13 protein-coding genes are annotated in these 15,632 nt (G+C 63.5%); 6 read left to right on the forward strand and 7 right to left on the reverse strand.

Annotation, left to right across the window (positions count from 1 at the left end; translation table 11 throughout):
• Nucleotides 1-11 precede the first annotated feature (11 nt).
• Both WDS16_RS24430 and WDS16_RS24435 read left to right on the forward strand, forming a co-directional pair.
• On the forward strand, nucleotides 12-1,181 hold the full coding sequence (locus WDS16_RS24430) for a glycoside hydrolase family 3 N-terminal domain-containing protein (protein ID WP_338888422.1): 1,170 nt from the start codon (nucleotides 12-14) through the stop codon (nucleotides 1,179-1,181).
• 84 nt (nucleotides 1,182-1,265) lie between these two features.
• The gene (locus WDS16_RS24435; RefSeq protein ID WP_338888424.1) at nucleotides 1,266-1,871 is read left to right on the forward strand and encodes a TetR/AcrR family transcriptional regulator; all 606 of its coding nucleotides are present in this window, start codon (nucleotides 1,266-1,268) and stop codon (nucleotides 1,869-1,871) included.
• Between the two features lie 296 nt (nucleotides 1,872-2,167).
• Here the strand turns inward: WDS16_RS24435 and WDS16_RS24440 are convergent, their stop codons facing one another.
• Together WDS16_RS24440 and WDS16_RS24445 are read right to left on the reverse strand one after the other, a co-directional pair.
• Nucleotides 2,168-3,025 (reverse strand): MaoC/PaaZ C-terminal domain-containing protein, encoded by an 858-nt coding sequence (locus WDS16_RS24440; protein ID WP_338888426.1) that lies wholly within the window; start codon nucleotides 3,023-3,025, stop codon nucleotides 2,168-2,170.
• Nucleotides 3,022-4,368 (reverse strand): 3-oxoacyl-ACP reductase, encoded by a 1,347-nt coding sequence (locus WDS16_RS24445; RefSeq protein ID WP_338888428.1) that lies wholly within the window; start codon nucleotides 4,366-4,368, stop codon nucleotides 3,022-3,024. The genes WDS16_RS24440 and WDS16_RS24445 overlap by 4 nt, the downstream gene beginning before the upstream one ends.
• A gap of 172 nt (nucleotides 4,369-4,540) precedes the next feature.
• On the opposite strand from WDS16_RS24445, the gene WDS16_RS24450 reads away from it, so the two are divergent.
• Nucleotides 4,541-5,839, forward strand: a complete 1,299-nt coding sequence (locus WDS16_RS24450) for an acetyl-CoA C-acetyltransferase (RefSeq protein WP_338888430.1) — start codon at nucleotides 4,541-4,543, stop codon at nucleotides 5,837-5,839.
• Between the two features lie 169 nt (nucleotides 5,840-6,008).
• On the opposite strand, the gene WDS16_RS24455 is transcribed toward WDS16_RS24450, so the two are convergent.
• Genes WDS16_RS24455 through WDS16_RS24475 form a run of 5 tightly spaced genes read right to left on the reverse strand, consistent with a single transcriptional unit; the run spans nucleotide 6,009 to nucleotide 10,792 of the window.
• Nucleotides 6,009-7,358 (reverse strand): ABC transporter substrate-binding protein, encoded by a 1,350-nt coding sequence (locus tag WDS16_RS24455; RefSeq protein WP_338888432.1) that lies wholly within the window; start codon nucleotides 7,356-7,358, stop codon nucleotides 6,009-6,011.
• Entirely contained in the window at nucleotides 7,355-8,416 is a 1,062-nt protein-coding gene (locus WDS16_RS24460; RefSeq protein ID WP_338888435.1) for a branched-chain amino acid ABC transporter permease, read from the reverse strand. The genes WDS16_RS24455 and WDS16_RS24460 overlap by 4 nt, the downstream gene beginning before the upstream one ends.
• A gap of 1 nt (nucleotide 8,417) precedes the next feature.
• Entirely contained in the window at nucleotides 8,418-9,296 is an 879-nt protein-coding gene (locus tag WDS16_RS24465) for a branched-chain amino acid ABC transporter permease (protein WP_338888437.1), read from the reverse strand.
• 28 nt (nucleotides 9,297-9,324) lie between these two features.
• Entirely contained in the window at nucleotides 9,325-10,047 is a 723-nt protein-coding gene (locus tag WDS16_RS24470; protein ID WP_338888439.1) for an ABC transporter ATP-binding protein, read from the reverse strand.
• Nucleotides 10,037-10,792, reverse strand: a complete 756-nt coding sequence (locus WDS16_RS24475; protein WP_422395861.1) for an ABC transporter ATP-binding protein — start codon at nucleotides 10,790-10,792, stop codon at nucleotides 10,037-10,039. The genes WDS16_RS24470 and WDS16_RS24475 overlap by 11 nt, the downstream gene beginning before the upstream one ends.
• Nucleotides 10,793-10,976: 184 nt before the next feature.
• On the opposite strand from WDS16_RS24475, the gene WDS16_RS24480 reads away from it, so the two are divergent.
• From WDS16_RS24480 to WDS16_RS24490, 3 genes are all read left to right on the forward strand, one after another.
• The gene (locus WDS16_RS24480; RefSeq protein ID WP_338888443.1) at nucleotides 10,977-12,281 is read left to right on the forward strand and encodes a helix-turn-helix domain-containing protein; all 1,305 of its coding nucleotides are present in this window, start codon (nucleotides 10,977-10,979) and stop codon (nucleotides 12,279-12,281) included.
• A gap of 222 nt (nucleotides 12,282-12,503) precedes the next feature.
• Nucleotides 12,504-14,978 carry a VanW family protein gene (locus WDS16_RS24485; protein WP_422395712.1) on the forward strand — a complete coding sequence of 825 codons (2,475 nt, stop codon included), beginning with the start codon at nucleotides 12,504-12,506 and terminating at the stop codon, nucleotides 14,976-14,978.
• Nucleotides 14,979-15,115: 137 nt separating this feature from the next.
• Nucleotides 15,116-15,607: a flavin reductase family protein gene (locus WDS16_RS24490; RefSeq protein WP_338888445.1), complete on the forward strand. Its 492-nt coding sequence runs from the start codon at nucleotides 15,116-15,118 to the stop codon at nucleotides 15,605-15,607.
• Nucleotides 15,608-15,632: the final 25 nt, after the last annotated feature.

Raw genomic sequence — 15,632 nt, forward strand, 5'->3', positions numbered from 1 at the left:
CGTCGGATTCCATGAGCAACTTCCGATCGCCCGTAGGAATCGCAGCCCTGGTGATCGGCGTCGGGTTCACCGCGTCGTGCGGAGGCGGCAGCACGGAAACCGCCGCTGTAGCCACGTCCTCCGATGTCACGACGACTGTTGCCGCGTCGACTCCCGAGGCCGCGCCTGTTGCCCCGGTCGATGCATGTGTGACGTTCGTCGACTCGCTGACCGAACGCCAGCGCCTCGCGCAACTCCTCACCGTCGGAGTCACCGGGACCGCAGATGCGATCGACATCATGGCGCGCGAACAGGTCGGCGGAATCTTCATCGGCAGTTGGACCGATTCGACGACGTTGGCCAACGGCGAGGTACCGCAGATCAACGACGCCGCCGCGGTACCGCCCATGGTCACGATCGACGAGGAGGGCGGCAGGGTGTCGCGCGTCGAGGATTTGCTCGGAACGGACCCGTCTGCGCGCGAGACGGCGCAGACGATGACGGTGGACGAGACCTATCAGATGGCGCTCGAGCGAGGCCGTGGATTGCGGGGGCTCGGCGTGACCGTCGACTATGCGCCGGTCGTAGACGTCAGCAGTCAGCCCGACGACTCGGTGATCGGCGATCGTTCGTATTCGGACGATCCAGCTGTCGTCGTCCAGTACGCGGGTGCCTACGCGCAGGGCCTGCGTGATGCCGGGGTCCAACCCGTCATCAAGCATTTCCCGGGCCACGGGTCGGGTTCAGGTGATTCGCACACCGGTGCTGTCACGACGCCTCCCGTCGAACAGCTGATTCAGACGGACCTCGTTCCGTTCGCACAATTGTCGACGACGGGAGTCGGCGTCATGGTCGGGCACCTGGACGTGCCTGGACTCACGGCACCGGGCGAGCCGGCAAGCATCAGCCCCGCTGTCATGTCGTTGTTGCGCGACGGGGTCGGCTACGGAGCGGCGCCGTTCACGGGTCCGATATTCACCGACGATCTCAGCGGTATGGCGGCCATCACCAATCGACTTGGGATCGTCGCTGCCGTCGAGGCGGCCCTGGTTGCAGGTGCCGACGTCGCCCTGTGGCTGACGACCGACGACGTCCCGCAGGTCTTGGACAATCTGGAAGACGCTGTCGCGACGGGACGGCTCGATGCGGCGCAGGTCGATCGGTCGGCAGCCACCGTCGCAGGCTTCAAGGGAGCCTGCTAGATTTCTCGACGCGGCAACCGGTAGTGACGCAGGCCTCCTTACCGTGGAGTAAGATCATTGGTCCTACGTTGTTTTGGAGGACACATGGCCGGCGGCACCAAACGATTGCCCCGTGCCGTCCGAGAGCAGCAGATGCTCGACGCCGCGGTCGATGTCTTCTCCGACAACGGGTTCCATGAGACGTCGATGGATGCGATCGCCAAGAAGGCGGCGATCTCCAAGCCCATGCTGTATCTCTATTACGGTTCCAAGGAAGAATTGTTCGCGGCGTGTATCCATCGTGAAGGCGCCAAATTCGTCGAAGCTCTCACGCCTGCCGCCGACCCCACCTTGACCCCGCGTGAGCAGCTGAGACGCGCGCTGCTGGGCTTCCTTGGTTTCGTCGGCGAAAACCGGAAGTCGTGGATGGTGTTGTACCGCCAGGCGATCGGTCAGACGGCATTTGCGTCGCAGGTCCAGAGCAGCCGGGACAGGCTCATCGAGCTGACCGCCCGGTTGCTCGAAATGAGCACCAAAGATCCGGAACCCGATCAGAACTATGCACTGATGGCCGTTGCCCTCGTCGGCGCCGGAGAGGCCGTCGCGGACCGTGTTGCGGGCGGCGAAATCGAAGTCGATGCAGCAGCGGACCTATTGGAAAGCCTCGCGTGGCGCGGTCTTGCAGGAAAGAAATCCGCGCCGATTGTCTGACCCGGTGTTCCGCGCGTTGCAGATGTGCGTGGATTTCCGGCTGTAGGTGACCGAATGAGACATTCGCTCCGCCCGCGGTGACCGAATGAGACATTCGCTAGTGCACCGGTGACCGAATGAGACATTCGCTAGTGCACCGGTGACTGAATGAGACATTCGCACACTCAGAGTGACTGAACTAGCCATTCGCTCACCAGAGGTGACCGAAACAGACATTCGGTCACTCGAAAGGGCCGCGAAACACTCCTGGGGTGACCGAAACAGACATTCGGTCACCCCAGGAGCACTGAAACCACCTACCGAAGAGTCCCGGTGAGGTGCGGGTACCCCTTCTTCGGATTCTTGAGCGAAATATCCCAGCCTGCACCGACTGACTCGGCGTACAGGTTGACGGTCGCGGGCAGGATTATCGGCTTGCCGAACCTGACGTTGTACGTGACCTTCTCCGGAATACGGCCCTCGATCACCTGGAGTGCGGCAGCTGCACTCCACATTCCGTGCGCGATCGTTCGCGGGAACCCGAAAGCTTTGGCGCCCAACGACGAAACGTGGATCGGGTTGCGATCGCCGGAGACCGACGCGTACCTGCTGATGGTCTTCTGGTCGACTCGCAGGGTGCGCGTCGGGGGCGGCGGAACCTCGTCGGCGGGAGGTGTTTCACGAGGTCCGCCGGAGAGCGAGGTTTTCTGCAAGCTCAAGAAGCTCGAGGTCTGCTTCCATACGAGTTCGCGTCCGACGCTGACCTCGCTGATGACGTCGACCAACAGGCCCTTGCGGTGTTCACGCAGGTTCTCCGCGTGTACTCGGATGTCGAGCGGCTCGGAAGCGGAGATGCTCCTGAACTGTTCGATGACGTTCTCGGCGTGCACGGAACCGATTGCAGCGAACGGAAAGCCTTTGGACACCATCAGTTTCATGACCGTCGGGAACACCAGAGTGAACGGGTACGTCACCGGGAGCGTGTCCCCGAAACGCAAACCCGTTGCGCGGCAGTACCCGGCGAGGTTGTCGGCGTCCACGCGTAGTCCGCGAAGCTCGAACACGGTGCTCGGCACCGACGACGACTTCGGCCGGAGGAACGGCAACGCTCCGAGTGCGGCGGCGGTGTAGATCTCCGACGTCTTCGGCTGCTCCGTGAGCTGGACGACGCTCATGCGCCGAGCAGGCTCTGGCCGCAGACGCGGACGACCTGTCCGGTGACGGCGTTGGACGCTGGGCTCGCGAAGTAGGAGACCAACTCGGCGACGTCGACGGTTTCGCCGCCCTGCAGCAGCGAGCTCATGCGACGTCCTGCCTCGCGGGTCGCGAACGGAATGGCCGCAGTCATCGCGGTTTCGATGAAGCCCGGTGCGACGGCGTTGATCGTGATGTTCTTCTTCGCCAGTACCGGCGCCGAAGCGTGTACGAGACCGATGACTCCGGCCTTGGACGTGCCGTAGTTGGTCTGGCCGCGGTTGCCGGCGATGCCTGCGATGGAGGAGACGTCGACGACGCGTCCGCCTTCCTTCAGTGCACCCGTCTCGACCAAGTGATCGGTGATGCGCTGCGGGGCGAGAAGGTTGACGCCGATGACCGAGTTCCACCGGCTCTCGTCCATGTTGGCGAGCGTCTTGTCGCGCGTGATGCCTGCATTGTGGACGATGATGTCCGCGCCGCCGTGACGTTCGAGGAGGTGCTTGGACAGAACTTCGCCGGCGTCGGGTGCAGTGACGTCGAGCGCGAGGGAAGTTCCGCCGACCTTGTTGGCGGTCTCCGACAGGGCCTCGCCCGCGGCGGGGATGTCGGCGGCGATGACGGTTGCGCCGTCGCGCGCGAGGACCTCGGCGATGGTCGCGCCGATTCCGCGAGCTGCACCGGTGACGACGGCTACCTTGCCGGCGAGGGGCTTGTCCCAGGAGGTCGGAGCCTCGGAGTCGGCATCTCCGACAACGATGACCTGGCCGTCGACGAATGCGGACTTGGCCGACAGCAGGAAGCGAAGCGTGGATTCGAGGCCGGAGAGCCCGGCCGACGCCTTCGGGGAGACGTAGACCAGCTGAGCCGTCGCGCCGCGCTTGACCTCTTTGCCGACGCTCCGGGTGAAGCCTTCGAGCGCCCGCTGAGCGATGTGCTCGTCGACGCTTGCGGTTTCTTCCGGCGTCGTGCCGATCACGACGACGCGTGCCGATGGCGCGAGGTTGCGAATGACCGGCTGGAAGAACTGGAACAGCTGCTCGAGTTCGCTGACGTTGCCGATGCCGGTGGCGTCGAACACCAGCGCGCCGTACTTGTCATCGTGTGCCTGGGCCTGGGGGTAGTCGGCGAGGAGCGCGCGCAACGGCTCGACGAGTCGGCCGTTTCCGCCGATCAACACTGGGCCGGCAAGCGGCGGTTCGCCTGCTTTGTACCGTCGCAGCTTTTCGGGCTGCGGCAGACCTGCTTGCTTTGCGATGAAGGCTCCGGGCGCGGACGCGAGGAACGTTGAGTAGAGGTCTGGGGCTCCCTTGGTGGCTGCCACTGTCCTGCCTTTCGAATTTGGCGCCTGCGGCCCCCCATGCGCGCATAGTCATTGTCCGACCAACTACGCACTCACGGGTGCGAAGCGCACGACCGGGTGTCGACAACCAACTTACTCGCCAGTAAGATGAATCTCCACCAGGGTCTTTTTCCACGATGTTTGGAGACGAAAAGTGACAAGCAAGCAGCTACGACCGGTCGCAATCGTCGGTGGCAACCGCATCCCGTTCGCGCGCTCGGACAAGAAGTACGCCCTGGCCTCGAACCAGGATATGCTCACCGCCACCATCGACGGGCTGGTAAGCCGGTTCGGTCTGCAGGGCGAGCGTCTCGGCCTCGTCGTTGCGGGTGCCGTGCTCAAGCACAGTCGTGACTTCAACCTCACGCGCGAGACCGTTCTCGGTAGCGCGCTCAGCCCATACACCCCGGCATACGATCTGCAGCAGGCGTGCGGCACTGGACTGCAGGCTGTCGTTTCCGTCGGCGACGCCATCGCGTCGGGTCGCATCGAAGCGGGAATCGGCGGCGGCGTCGACACCACGTCGGACGCACCGATCGGTGTCAACGACGACTTGCGTGAATTCCTTCTCTCACTCAATCGCGCGAAGTCGACGACGGATCGACTGAAGCTGCTCGGCAACGTGCGTCCGTCGATGCTCGGCATCGAGATTCCGCGCAATGGGGAGCCTCGCACCGGTCTGTCGATGGGTGATCACGCAGCCAAGACTGCGAAGGAATTCGGAATTCGCCGCGAAGACCAAGACGAACTGGCCGCCGCAAGCCACAGGAACATGGCGGCCGCGTACGACCGGGGGTTCTTCGACGACCTGGTGACGCCGTTCCTCGGTCTCACTCGCGACGACAACCTGCGTCCGGGATCGACCGTCGAAAAGCTCTCGACGCTCAAGCCCGTGTTCGGCACGAAGCTCGGCGACGCCACCATGACTGCAGGCAACTCGACGCCGCTCACCGACGGCGCCTCCGCGGCGCTGCTCTCCTCGGACGAGTGGGCATCCGAGCGCAACCTGCCGGTGCTCGCGCACCTCGTGGACTCCGAAACGGCGGCAATCGACTACATCCATGGCAACGCTGGGTATGAGGACGGTCTACTGATGGCGCCGACGTACGCCATTCCGCGTCTTCTGGCTCGAAATGGGCTTACGCTGCAGGACTTCGACTACTACGAGATCCACGAGGCGTTCGCATCCGTCGTACTCGCGACGCTGCAGGCATTCGAGAGCGACGAGTACTGCAAGGAGCGTCTCGGCCTCGATTCTGCTCTGGGCTCGATCGACCGCAGCAAGCTCAACGTCAACGGATCTTCGCTTGCGGCGGGACACCCGTTCGCTGCGACCGGCGGCCGCATCGTTGCGTCGTTGGCCAAGATGCTGGCAGAGAAGGGCTCGGGCCGCGGCCTGATCTCCATCTGTGCAGCAGGTGGTCAGGGCGTTACCGCAATCATCGAGCGCTGAAACAGGCGCTCGACATCGGGGGCAAATGGTCGGCGGATCCGCCAGCGAGGGGTTGACGGATCTGCCGACCGTGCGGCGCACCAGCGTTCGCTGAACGTAACTACGCGCGCCCGGGCTGGTCTGCCCGAGCGCGCGCAATCACCGCTCGACGTCACTCATCGTTACGGGTCTACCCGGGAATCCCGCTTTCCGGCGGCGTCGACTCCTCGCCTGTGTATTCGACAACGGGAGAGTCGCCGATATCCGTCTGCAGGACCGGCGTCAGGTATTCGGGGACTCCGCCCTGGATCTGGAAGACACTGGCCCCCGAGATGCCGAGATGGCTGGTGTCGGAGTACCGGAACGGTGCCAACTGTGGGCCCTCGAAGTCCATTCCGCCGTCCGCGATCGCCGCGACTATGCCTTCACGAGTGGGGTTCTCACCCGCGGCTTCGAGAGCTTGGACGAACGCGTACGCCTGGCTGAGACCGTAGACGCGGTAGTTGGTCAGCGGATCTCCAGTTCCGTTCTCCGCCCATACTTTCTGCCAGAGTTGGGTCCACGGATTCTCCGGTGAGTCGACGCCGGGGATGTACTCGAGCGAGATCATGCCGTCGAGCGACTCTGCACCGTTCGTGACCGCGCCCTGCGAGAAACGTCCGAGCAGTGAACCGACGAGGTCGACGTCGGAACCGATGGAACTGTAGAACCATTCGGGGTCGTAGTTGAGCCTCATCGAGGTCAACTGGCTCAGCGCGGTGTACGACGGAACGTTGAAACCGAGGACCAGATCAGCTCCCGCACCCTGCAGGGCAGCGATCTGCGGCGCGACGTCGGTGTTGCCCGAGGTATAGCGCACCACTTCGACGATCTGGTCGTCGAGGTACTGACGGACTGCCACTTCGCTGTCTCGGCCGAGATCGTCGTCCTGCAAGAACAGGCCCACCTTGGCATCCGGGCGGTTCTTCGTAACCCAGTCGCCGATGATCTTGCCCTCGACCTGATAGTCGGGCTGCCATCCGAAGGTGTTCGGGTACTTCTCCGGATCGTTGCCCCACATGATCGCGCCGGACGAGACGAACAGATCCGGAACGCCCTCCTCGTTGAGGAAGTCGATCACAGCACTGTGAGTAGCCGTGCCGAGCCCGCCGACCACGGCGAAGACCTCGTCCTGAAGAACGAGTTCGTTGACGACCTGGGTGGTGGTCGTCGGATCGTAGGAGTCGTCGCGGACGACGTACTCGATCTGGCGACCGTTCACCCCGCCCGCTGCGTTGACGTAGTCGAAGTACGCCTGTGCGCCCGTGGGGATTTCGCTGTACCCGGGGGCAGCCACTCCGGTCAATGGGAAGTGGGCGCCGATCTTCACCGACGTGTCCGTGATGCCGACCGTCGAGCCTTCGGACGCCTCGGCGCTCTCGTCTCGGCCACCTGCGCCGCATGCCGCGATCAGTGATACCGCGGCTGCGAGCGCGGTGACTTTGACCGCCCTGGACCTACGTCGTCGAAGTCGTTGGTCGTCGAGAATGAACCTTGTCATTTTTCCCCTTTTCTGGTGATGCGCCATTTTCGGAATGTTCCTACCAATCCCAGTGGTGCAAAAAGGATTACGAGAACCGTGAAGACTCCGGTGACGAGTGGTGCTAGTTCGGCCGATTGCAGGCTGCTCAATCCGGCGTCGAGCCCGAGATTCGTGACGACCGGAGGTATGTAGGTCAACAGGGCTGCTCCGATGAGGGCGCCGGACAGGGTTCCGAGTCCGCCGATCACCACTGCGGAGAGCAAGGTCAACGACAACGTCAGTGTGAATCCGCTCGGTGCCGCGATTCTCGCCGACATCGCCAGGACCGCACCGCCCGCGCCCGCGCACGCCGAGCTCACGACGAACGCGAGGATCCGTGCCCGTCCGAGGTCGATGCCGGCGAGCTCTGCGGCAACCTCGTCGTCGCGAACCGCTCGCCACCGTCTACCCACCCTGCTCGACGAGACATTCGCCAGCAGGAAGAACACGAGCACCAGCAGAATCCAGCTGACGTACGATACGAATTTCGTACTGTCCATGTCGTTTCCGGTCACGAAATACATGACGTTGTCGACGACGTCCGGGACCTTGGGAGCAGGAACGACAAGCCCTTGCTCTCCGCCGAGGTAGTCCGAGAAATACAGTGCGAGTCCTGGCACCGCGACGGCGAGCGCGAGGGTTGCGCCTGCGAGATACGGTCCGTGCAGGCGTGCTGCCGCCACCCCGACAACCAGTCCGACGACAGCTGCCACAGCGGTTGCCGCCAGGAGAACCAACGGCACCGACCATCCGGAATCCTGGGCCCGCAGCATCAGGGCGGCGGTGTACGCCCCGACGGCCATGAACGCTCCATGGCCTAGAGACAGCTGTCCGCTGAGACCGGTGAGCACCGTCAGCCCGCCGGCCGCGATGGCGAGGTAGGCGACGGAGGTGAGCTGACTCTGACGGAAGGTGCTCAGGCTTTCCAGTGCCAGCACGATGACGGCGAGACCGATCACCGCACAGAGGAAATGGCGACGGACGGGCGTGGCAGTAATTCGAACCCACACGGGGGTGGACGTTATTCGAGTGCTCATGTCAGACCCTCCTCGCCGCTGCGCTTGCGAACAATCCGCTCGGACGGACGAGTAGCACGACTATGAGGATGATCAATGCTGCGCTCGAGACCAGATCCTGGCCGAGGTATCCGCTGACGAAGCTGAGTCCGATTCCCATCAGCAGTCCACCGACGACGGCGCCTGCGGGACTGTCCAGCCCACCGAGAACTGCAGCGACGAAACCGAATACGACGATCGAGTCCATGTACCCGGGATGCACGAGTGACCCGCCGGCAATCAGCAGGCCCGCAAGTGAGCCGACCACGGCGGCGAGCGCCCAACCGAGCGTGAGCATTCGACCGACACGCACGCCGAGGAGTTTGGCCACCTCCTGCTCGTATGCACTCGCCCGCATCTTCAGGCCGAGATCGGTGAATCGGAACAGCAGCACCAGTAGAGCGAGAACGACCAGGACCGCGATGATCTTGAAGATGTCGTAACCGGTGAGCGCGACGTTCAGATCACCGATTCGTTGGCCGGTGAGCCCGAACGGTGCTGGAAAGGAACGGAATTGATTGCCGAACACGATGGCCGCCACCGCGTGGATGATGATGAACAACCCGAGCGTCAGAATGACCGGGTTGATGTGCGACGAGCTGTCGACGAACCGGATGACCAGTCGTTCGATAGCAGCACCGAGTACGAGACCGCAGAGGAGTGCGACACCGAATCCGATCCAGTAGGAGTAGCCGGCGTCGATGACGACCAATGCTACGTAGGTGGTGATCATGGCCATCGGGGCTTGCGCGAAGTTGACGATGCGCGTGGATCGCCAGATGAGGACCAAGGCGAGCGCGAATGCGGCGTAGACCATTCCGGTCGTCACGCCGTTGATGAGGATGGTGAGCAGTTGCTGCACTGTGGCTGGCGTCCTTTCGGCTCGTCGGTCAGAACCCGAGGTAGGCGTGTCGGAGAGTGTCGTCCTCTGCCAGCGTGTCGGCGGGACCCTCCACAGCGACCTTGCCCAGATCGAGGACGACTGCGTGTTCGGCTATGGACAGTGCGCTTCGCGCATTCTGTTCGACGAGAACGACTGTCATCGATTCGGCATCGACGAGTGTGCGCAGAATGTCGAAGATCTGCGCGACGACTTTCGGGGCCAGTCCGAGGGATGGTTCGTCCAGTAGAAGCACCGACGGCGTGGCCATCAGGGCTCGACCGATCACGAGCATTTGCCGTTCGCCGCCGGACAGTGTGTGCGCCGACGAAGAACGACGACTGTCCAGGGGTGGGAACATCTCGTATATGCGGTCGAGCGTGACAGCGTCGTGGCTTCTGTTGCGTCCCAACGCGCCCAGTCTGAGATTTTCTTCGACGGTCAACTCGGCTATGACACCCCGTCCTTCGGGAACGTGGGCCAAACCCTTGCGGGACATGCGATCCGGTGACACGCCGACTACATCGACACCGGCGAGTTCGATACGCCCGGACTCGGGCTCGAGAAGACCCGAGATGGTGCGGAGCAGAGTCGTCTTCCCTGCGCCGTTCGCGCCGAGCACGGCGGTGACCGCGCCAGGAGCGACGGTCATGGATACCGAGTCGAGCGCGGTCACCGGTCCGTATCGAACGGTGAGATCGGTGATGACCAGTTCGGTCGCATCACTTGTCATGTGTCACTTCGTTTCCGAGGTAGGCCGCCAGTACAGCAGGGTCCTCGCGTATCTCCGCCGGTGTCCCGTGAGCGATGACCTTGCCGAAGTCGAGGACGAAGATGCGGTCGCAGACGCTCATGACTAGGTCCATATGGTGTTCGACGAGCATCACGGATGTCTTCTCCGCGAGAGCACGGATCTCGCGGGCAAGTTCGTCCATCTCGTCACTCGACAGTCCCGAGGCGGGTTCGTCGAGAAGAAGTAGAGACGGTTCGCTCACCAACGCGCGGGCGAGAGCTACCCGCTTGCGCACCGCATACGGCAGGCTGGGTGGCAGCCGATGAGCATAGGCATCGATACGCAGTTGTTTCAGAGTGGCCAGTGCGGTCGAGCGGACGGCGTCGTCGTCGGCTGCACTGGACGGCAGACCGAGGAGCCCGGCGAGTATCCCGGTGCGGGCGGTACGGTCTGCACCGATCATGACGTTGTCGAGGACGGTCATGCGATCGAACAGGCCGAGACCTTGCAAGGTCCTGCTCATCCCGAGTCGAGGGAGGTCGTGCGGCCGAAGCTTCGTCAACGGTGTGCCGTGACGGCCGAGTGTTCCCGACCGAGGGTGGACGAGCCCGCAGGCAACGTTGAAGAGTGTTGTCTTTCCTGCTCCGTTGGGGCCGATCACGCCCAGTACCTCACCGGGGCGGACGTCGAGGCTGACGTTCGACAGCGCAACGATGCCACCGAAGGAGACGTCGACGTCGGTCATCGTGAAGACCGGCGTGACCTCGCTGAGAGAGTTCAAGTGATGCACCTCACAATCTGCGTGCCTTCACTATGGGTGCCGCGCACAACCGGCGATATGGGCGCAGCGCACAGAATATTTGGGTCCCGCGGTACCAGTACCGGTCAATTCGCCCATCCATGTGGGCTGAGTGCGCAAAACTGTTCCTGTGGTTGCTCCTGATGTTCGCGACGCGTCATCGCGCTCGGCTGCCCGCGGGGCGGTGACAGCCGACGATCAGGTGCGGATTCAGCGGGCGTGGTCGGGGTTGTCTTCCCGCGCGGATACGATCGCCGACTCGATCACGCTGGCGTTGATCGAACAGGAACCGGCTTACATGGTCAGTGCGACCCCGGACATTGCAGGCGAGATTCGACGCAGCACTCGCGAGCACATCCGGCAAGGTCTGAGAACGCTTTCCGGGGCGTCCGCCGCTGATGGCAACACCCGCGAAGTGTGGCGTCGAACCGGTCGGGAGCGCGCACGTCAGGGCATACCGATGGAGTTGGTGCTCAAGGCATACACGCTCGGTAGCCGAACGTTGTGGGAAGAGCTGGTGCTCGAACGCGAGCAGCACCGATCCGACATCGACGAGTATCTGCTGCTCGTTGCCGGACAGCAACTGTGGCGCGCGCTGGACAGTCAGTACGAAACTCTCGTCGACGCGTATCGACGGGAGAGCGTGCGGATGCAACAGCGCGATCTGGCCAACGTTCTGGTGATTCTCGACGGCCTGCGGTCGGGGCGAGGAGGAGACCCCGCGTTCGTCATCGAAGCGCGTGCCACCCTCGGGCTTTCCGCATCACAGGAAATTGCCTGTGTCGTAGGCCCGCTCGACGAGCATGGGACACCGCCACTGTCCGCACCCGAGGACGCGCTGGACCAGATCGGCGCGGTTTCGCACTGGAACATTCGCGACGGTCACCAGTTTGCGCTTGTCGCGTTGCCACGCGGATCGTGGAATTCGATAGGTTCGGCTCTGGATGCCCTGGCTGCCCGTGCGGTGGGGCCCGTCGGAGTCGCGCATTCGCCGGACGGTGTGTCGTCGTTCGCCGCTGCGTACCGTCTGGCGGCGTTGACGGCCGAGACCATCACCGAGGTGAGCGGTGTGGCATTGGCAACGGACCGGTTGCCGCGAGTGATCATGGCGGCCGACGAGCAGTCGTCCGAGTTACTCGTCCACCATGCTCTCGGAAATCTGTGGACACACCCGGAGCCGCAGCGCGAAACGTTGCTCGGCACCCTCGCACACGTTCTGGCAAGCGACGGATCGCCGACGAACGCTGCCAAGGTCCTCTACTGCCATCGGAACACGGTGATCTACAGAATTCGCCGGATCGAGGAGCTTACCGGCCTTGACCTGGCAGATCCGAGAGATCGACTCCTGCTCACGTTGGCTCTGGTCAAGACCGGACATTGGGTACGCGCGGTCGGCCAGGGGGACAGTTCGACACCCCGCGGTTCGTTCAAATGAATGAATTAGGGGACATTCGAAGTTCGGTTGTAACGCATCACAAGCCTGCGCGATACTCGTAGTGGCTCCACACTGCTGCCCGACCCCCGACCCGGCAGCGGTGTGGGGCCTCTTTCGTTTCTTCTCTTCTCGGGTGCTGAGCACGGACGTCCGGTGTGCCGATGCGTAAGCTCGGGCTGGGAAGTCGCAACAGATGTCCGGGGGGTCGGGAGGGCCAAGAACGTGAGCGTCGGTGGAGACGGCAAAGGTAAGCACGAAATGGTGCCGGATCCGCCGCATAGCGCGGCGATGTCCGATGACGACGATGCCGTCGTAGAGGACGTTCCTCCGTACGAGGCGATCACCGAGGTCATGCGCGCGATCGATCCGAACGAACCGCCGCCGGGGCAGACCGCCGGTGGCGTGCCCGCGTTCGACGACGAGACCGCGGAGCCAGCGGCAGTGCAGCCAGAAGAGCCGGAGCAGCTCGACGAGCCGGTGCACCCGGACCAGACGGTCGATGCCAACGAGATTGCGGGCCCCGACGAGACCGCGCAGCCCGACGAAACAGTGCAGCTCGACGAGACAGTGCAGCCCGAGCGCCCGGATCTCGATGTACCCGTGGATGTGGAAGCCCCCGTGACCGGTGCCGACGTGGTTGCGGACCGACCAGCTGACGACGCTGACGCTGAGGTGGATTCTCCATCGGTCCTGGATGAGGAGCAGCCCGCTCTCCCGCCGGAGTCACAGGACACCGTCGGCGATGCTGTTGATACTCCGACCACCGAGGTGGCCGCAGTGGACGCCGAGGATCCGACGGCACCAGTGACGATGGCGCAGGCTACCGAGGCGCCGGAGACAAACATCGATGACGGTGCCACCGTGGCGTTTCCCGTCGTCGAGTCTGCGGCAGCGACGGAACCATCCGCGCCCGAAGAGCACACGGTCGACGATTCCGCGCCCGCCGGTGTCTCCGATGACAAGTCTTCGCGGGTCAAGATTGCAGTGATAGTAGGTGCGGCCGTTGCGATCATCGGTGTGTTCTACGCCGCAGACATGCTGTCCTCCAACGGTTCTGTGCCGCGCGGAGTTACGGTCGCAGGTGTCGCGGTCGGCGGTCTGAGTCACGACGACGCCGAGGCGCGGCTTCAGGCCGAGCTGGGACCCCGCGTCGACCAGGCTGTCGATCTCGATGCAGGCGATCAACAGCTCGAACTGGTTCCACGGGACGCCGGTCTCGATATCGACTGGATCGCAACTCTCGATCGTGCGGGTTCGCAACCGATCAATCCGTTCACTCGTCTGGCGTCGTTCTTCACCGATAGCGAAATCGGTGTTCAGTCGACGGTGGACCCTGCACTGCTCGACGCTGCCGTGGAATCGATTCGCGCACAGACAGACCGGGCACCTGCGGAGGGCGACGTCGTCTTCGAGGGCACTACCCCGGTCGGTGTCACTCCAGCCCCAGGGCAGGCTTTGGACGTTGCGGGCGCGCGCGAGACGATCGAAACGAACTGGGCGTTCGGTGCCCTCGAGCTGCCGGTCGAGACCGTCGACGTAGCGATCCACCAGGATGAGGTGGACCGGGTCCTCGCCGAAGTCGCGAAGCCCGCGGTATCGGCGCCCGTGGTGTTCACCGGCCAGGACAACGCCGAGGCAGTATTGGATCCCGGTGGAATCGCTCGGATTCTGTCGTTCGAACCCGACGGTGACGGAGCGCTCGCGACGCGCCTCGACACTGCTGCCGCCACAGGTATTCTCGCGCCTGCGCTGGCATCGACGGAAACCCAGCCCAAGGACGCGACGTTCGCTCTCGGTGGTGGCGCTCCCACCGTAGTTCCAGGTGTTGTGGGCGAACTGGTGCAATGGCCCAAGACGCTGGAGCAGCTGCCGGCTCTGCTCGCCTCGACGGACGCTCGGACCGGTGAGGCCATCTACGAGCCGGTCCAGCCCGAGTTGACGACGGAAGGTGCGCAAGCGCTGGGAATCAACGAAGTCGTCGCCGAGTACACGACCGGCGGTTTCGAGTACGCGTCGGGCGTCAACATCGGCCTTACCGCCGACATCGTCAACGGCGCACTCGTGAAGCCCGGGGAAACATTCTCGCTCAACGAGTACACCGGACCACGAGGGACTGCCCAGGGGTTCGTGGAGTCGGGCATCATCGACAACGGTCGGCCGGACCGTGCGGTCGGTGGAGGTATCAGCCAGTTCGCGACGACGCTGTACAACGCGTCGTATTTCGGTGGCATGGAGGACGCGGGCCATACCGAGCACAGCTACTACATCAGCAGATACCCCGAGGCCCGTGAGGCAACGGTGTTCGAGGGTGCAATCGACCTGAAGTTCACCAACCCGACGAAGACCGGAATCGTGATCGAGTCGTTCGCCACGAACTCCAGTGTCACAGTGCGCTTGTGGGGAACCAAGACAGTCGACGTCGAGTCGGTCACCGGACCTCGTACGAATCCGACGAGTCCGAACACCATCACCCTCCCCGCGGGTCCTGGGTGTGTTGCATCCGGTGGTGGCTCAGGATTCACGGCCAGCGACACTCGCGTCGTCACCGATATCGCGACGGGCAACGAGATCTCGCGCAACACCCGCACGGTCAAATACGACCCCATTCCGATCGTCCGATGCGAGTCGCCGGAGCCTCCTCCTCGCGACGAACCGGCTGAGGACGAGCCCGCGCCACCCGCCGAGGATGGGGAGTAGACCCTCGAAGCATTCGAAAAGAATGCCCTTGTACTTGCTCGACACCACAATGGGCACCGACACTCGTATCGTGGACTGTGCGCGGCGATGAGGTCTCGTCATCACAGCTGCACAGACGCACGAAAGGGAACTCCGGCATGACCCTCACACACACCGATCTCGACCAGGCCACTCTCCGTCAGGCCTATGCGCAGTTCCCCAGCGGCGTCGTTGCCGTCGCAGCCGAAATCGATGGTGTTCCCATCGGGCTTGCGGCGAGCAGTTTCGTCGCGGTGTCCATCGAACCGCCGCTCGTCGCTGTGTGCATTCAGAACATGTCGACGACGTGGCCCAAGCTCGAGGGCCTGCACAGTATCGGCGTCAGCGTTCTGGGGGAGGCGCACAACGACGCCGCCCGCACCCTCGCGGCGAAGACGGGTGACCGGTTCGCAGGTCTAGATCTGCAGACCACCGACAACGGTGCAGTATTCATCGAAGGCGCGACCGCGTGGCTCGATACCACGATCGAACAGCAGGTCCCGGCCGGCGATCACGCAATCGTCCTGCTGCGTATCCACTCCCTGGAAGTGCAGAGCGAAATCGACCCGATCATTTTCCACGCTAGTAAGTTCCGCAAACTGCAAGCATGACATCAGGCGCGCGCGGATTTGCTGG

It is taken from the genome of Rhodococcus sovatensis, assembly GCF_037327425.1.
GTDB classification, from domain to species: domain Bacteria; phylum Actinomycetota; class Actinomycetes; order Mycobacteriales; family Mycobacteriaceae; genus Rhodococcoides; species Rhodococcoides sovatense.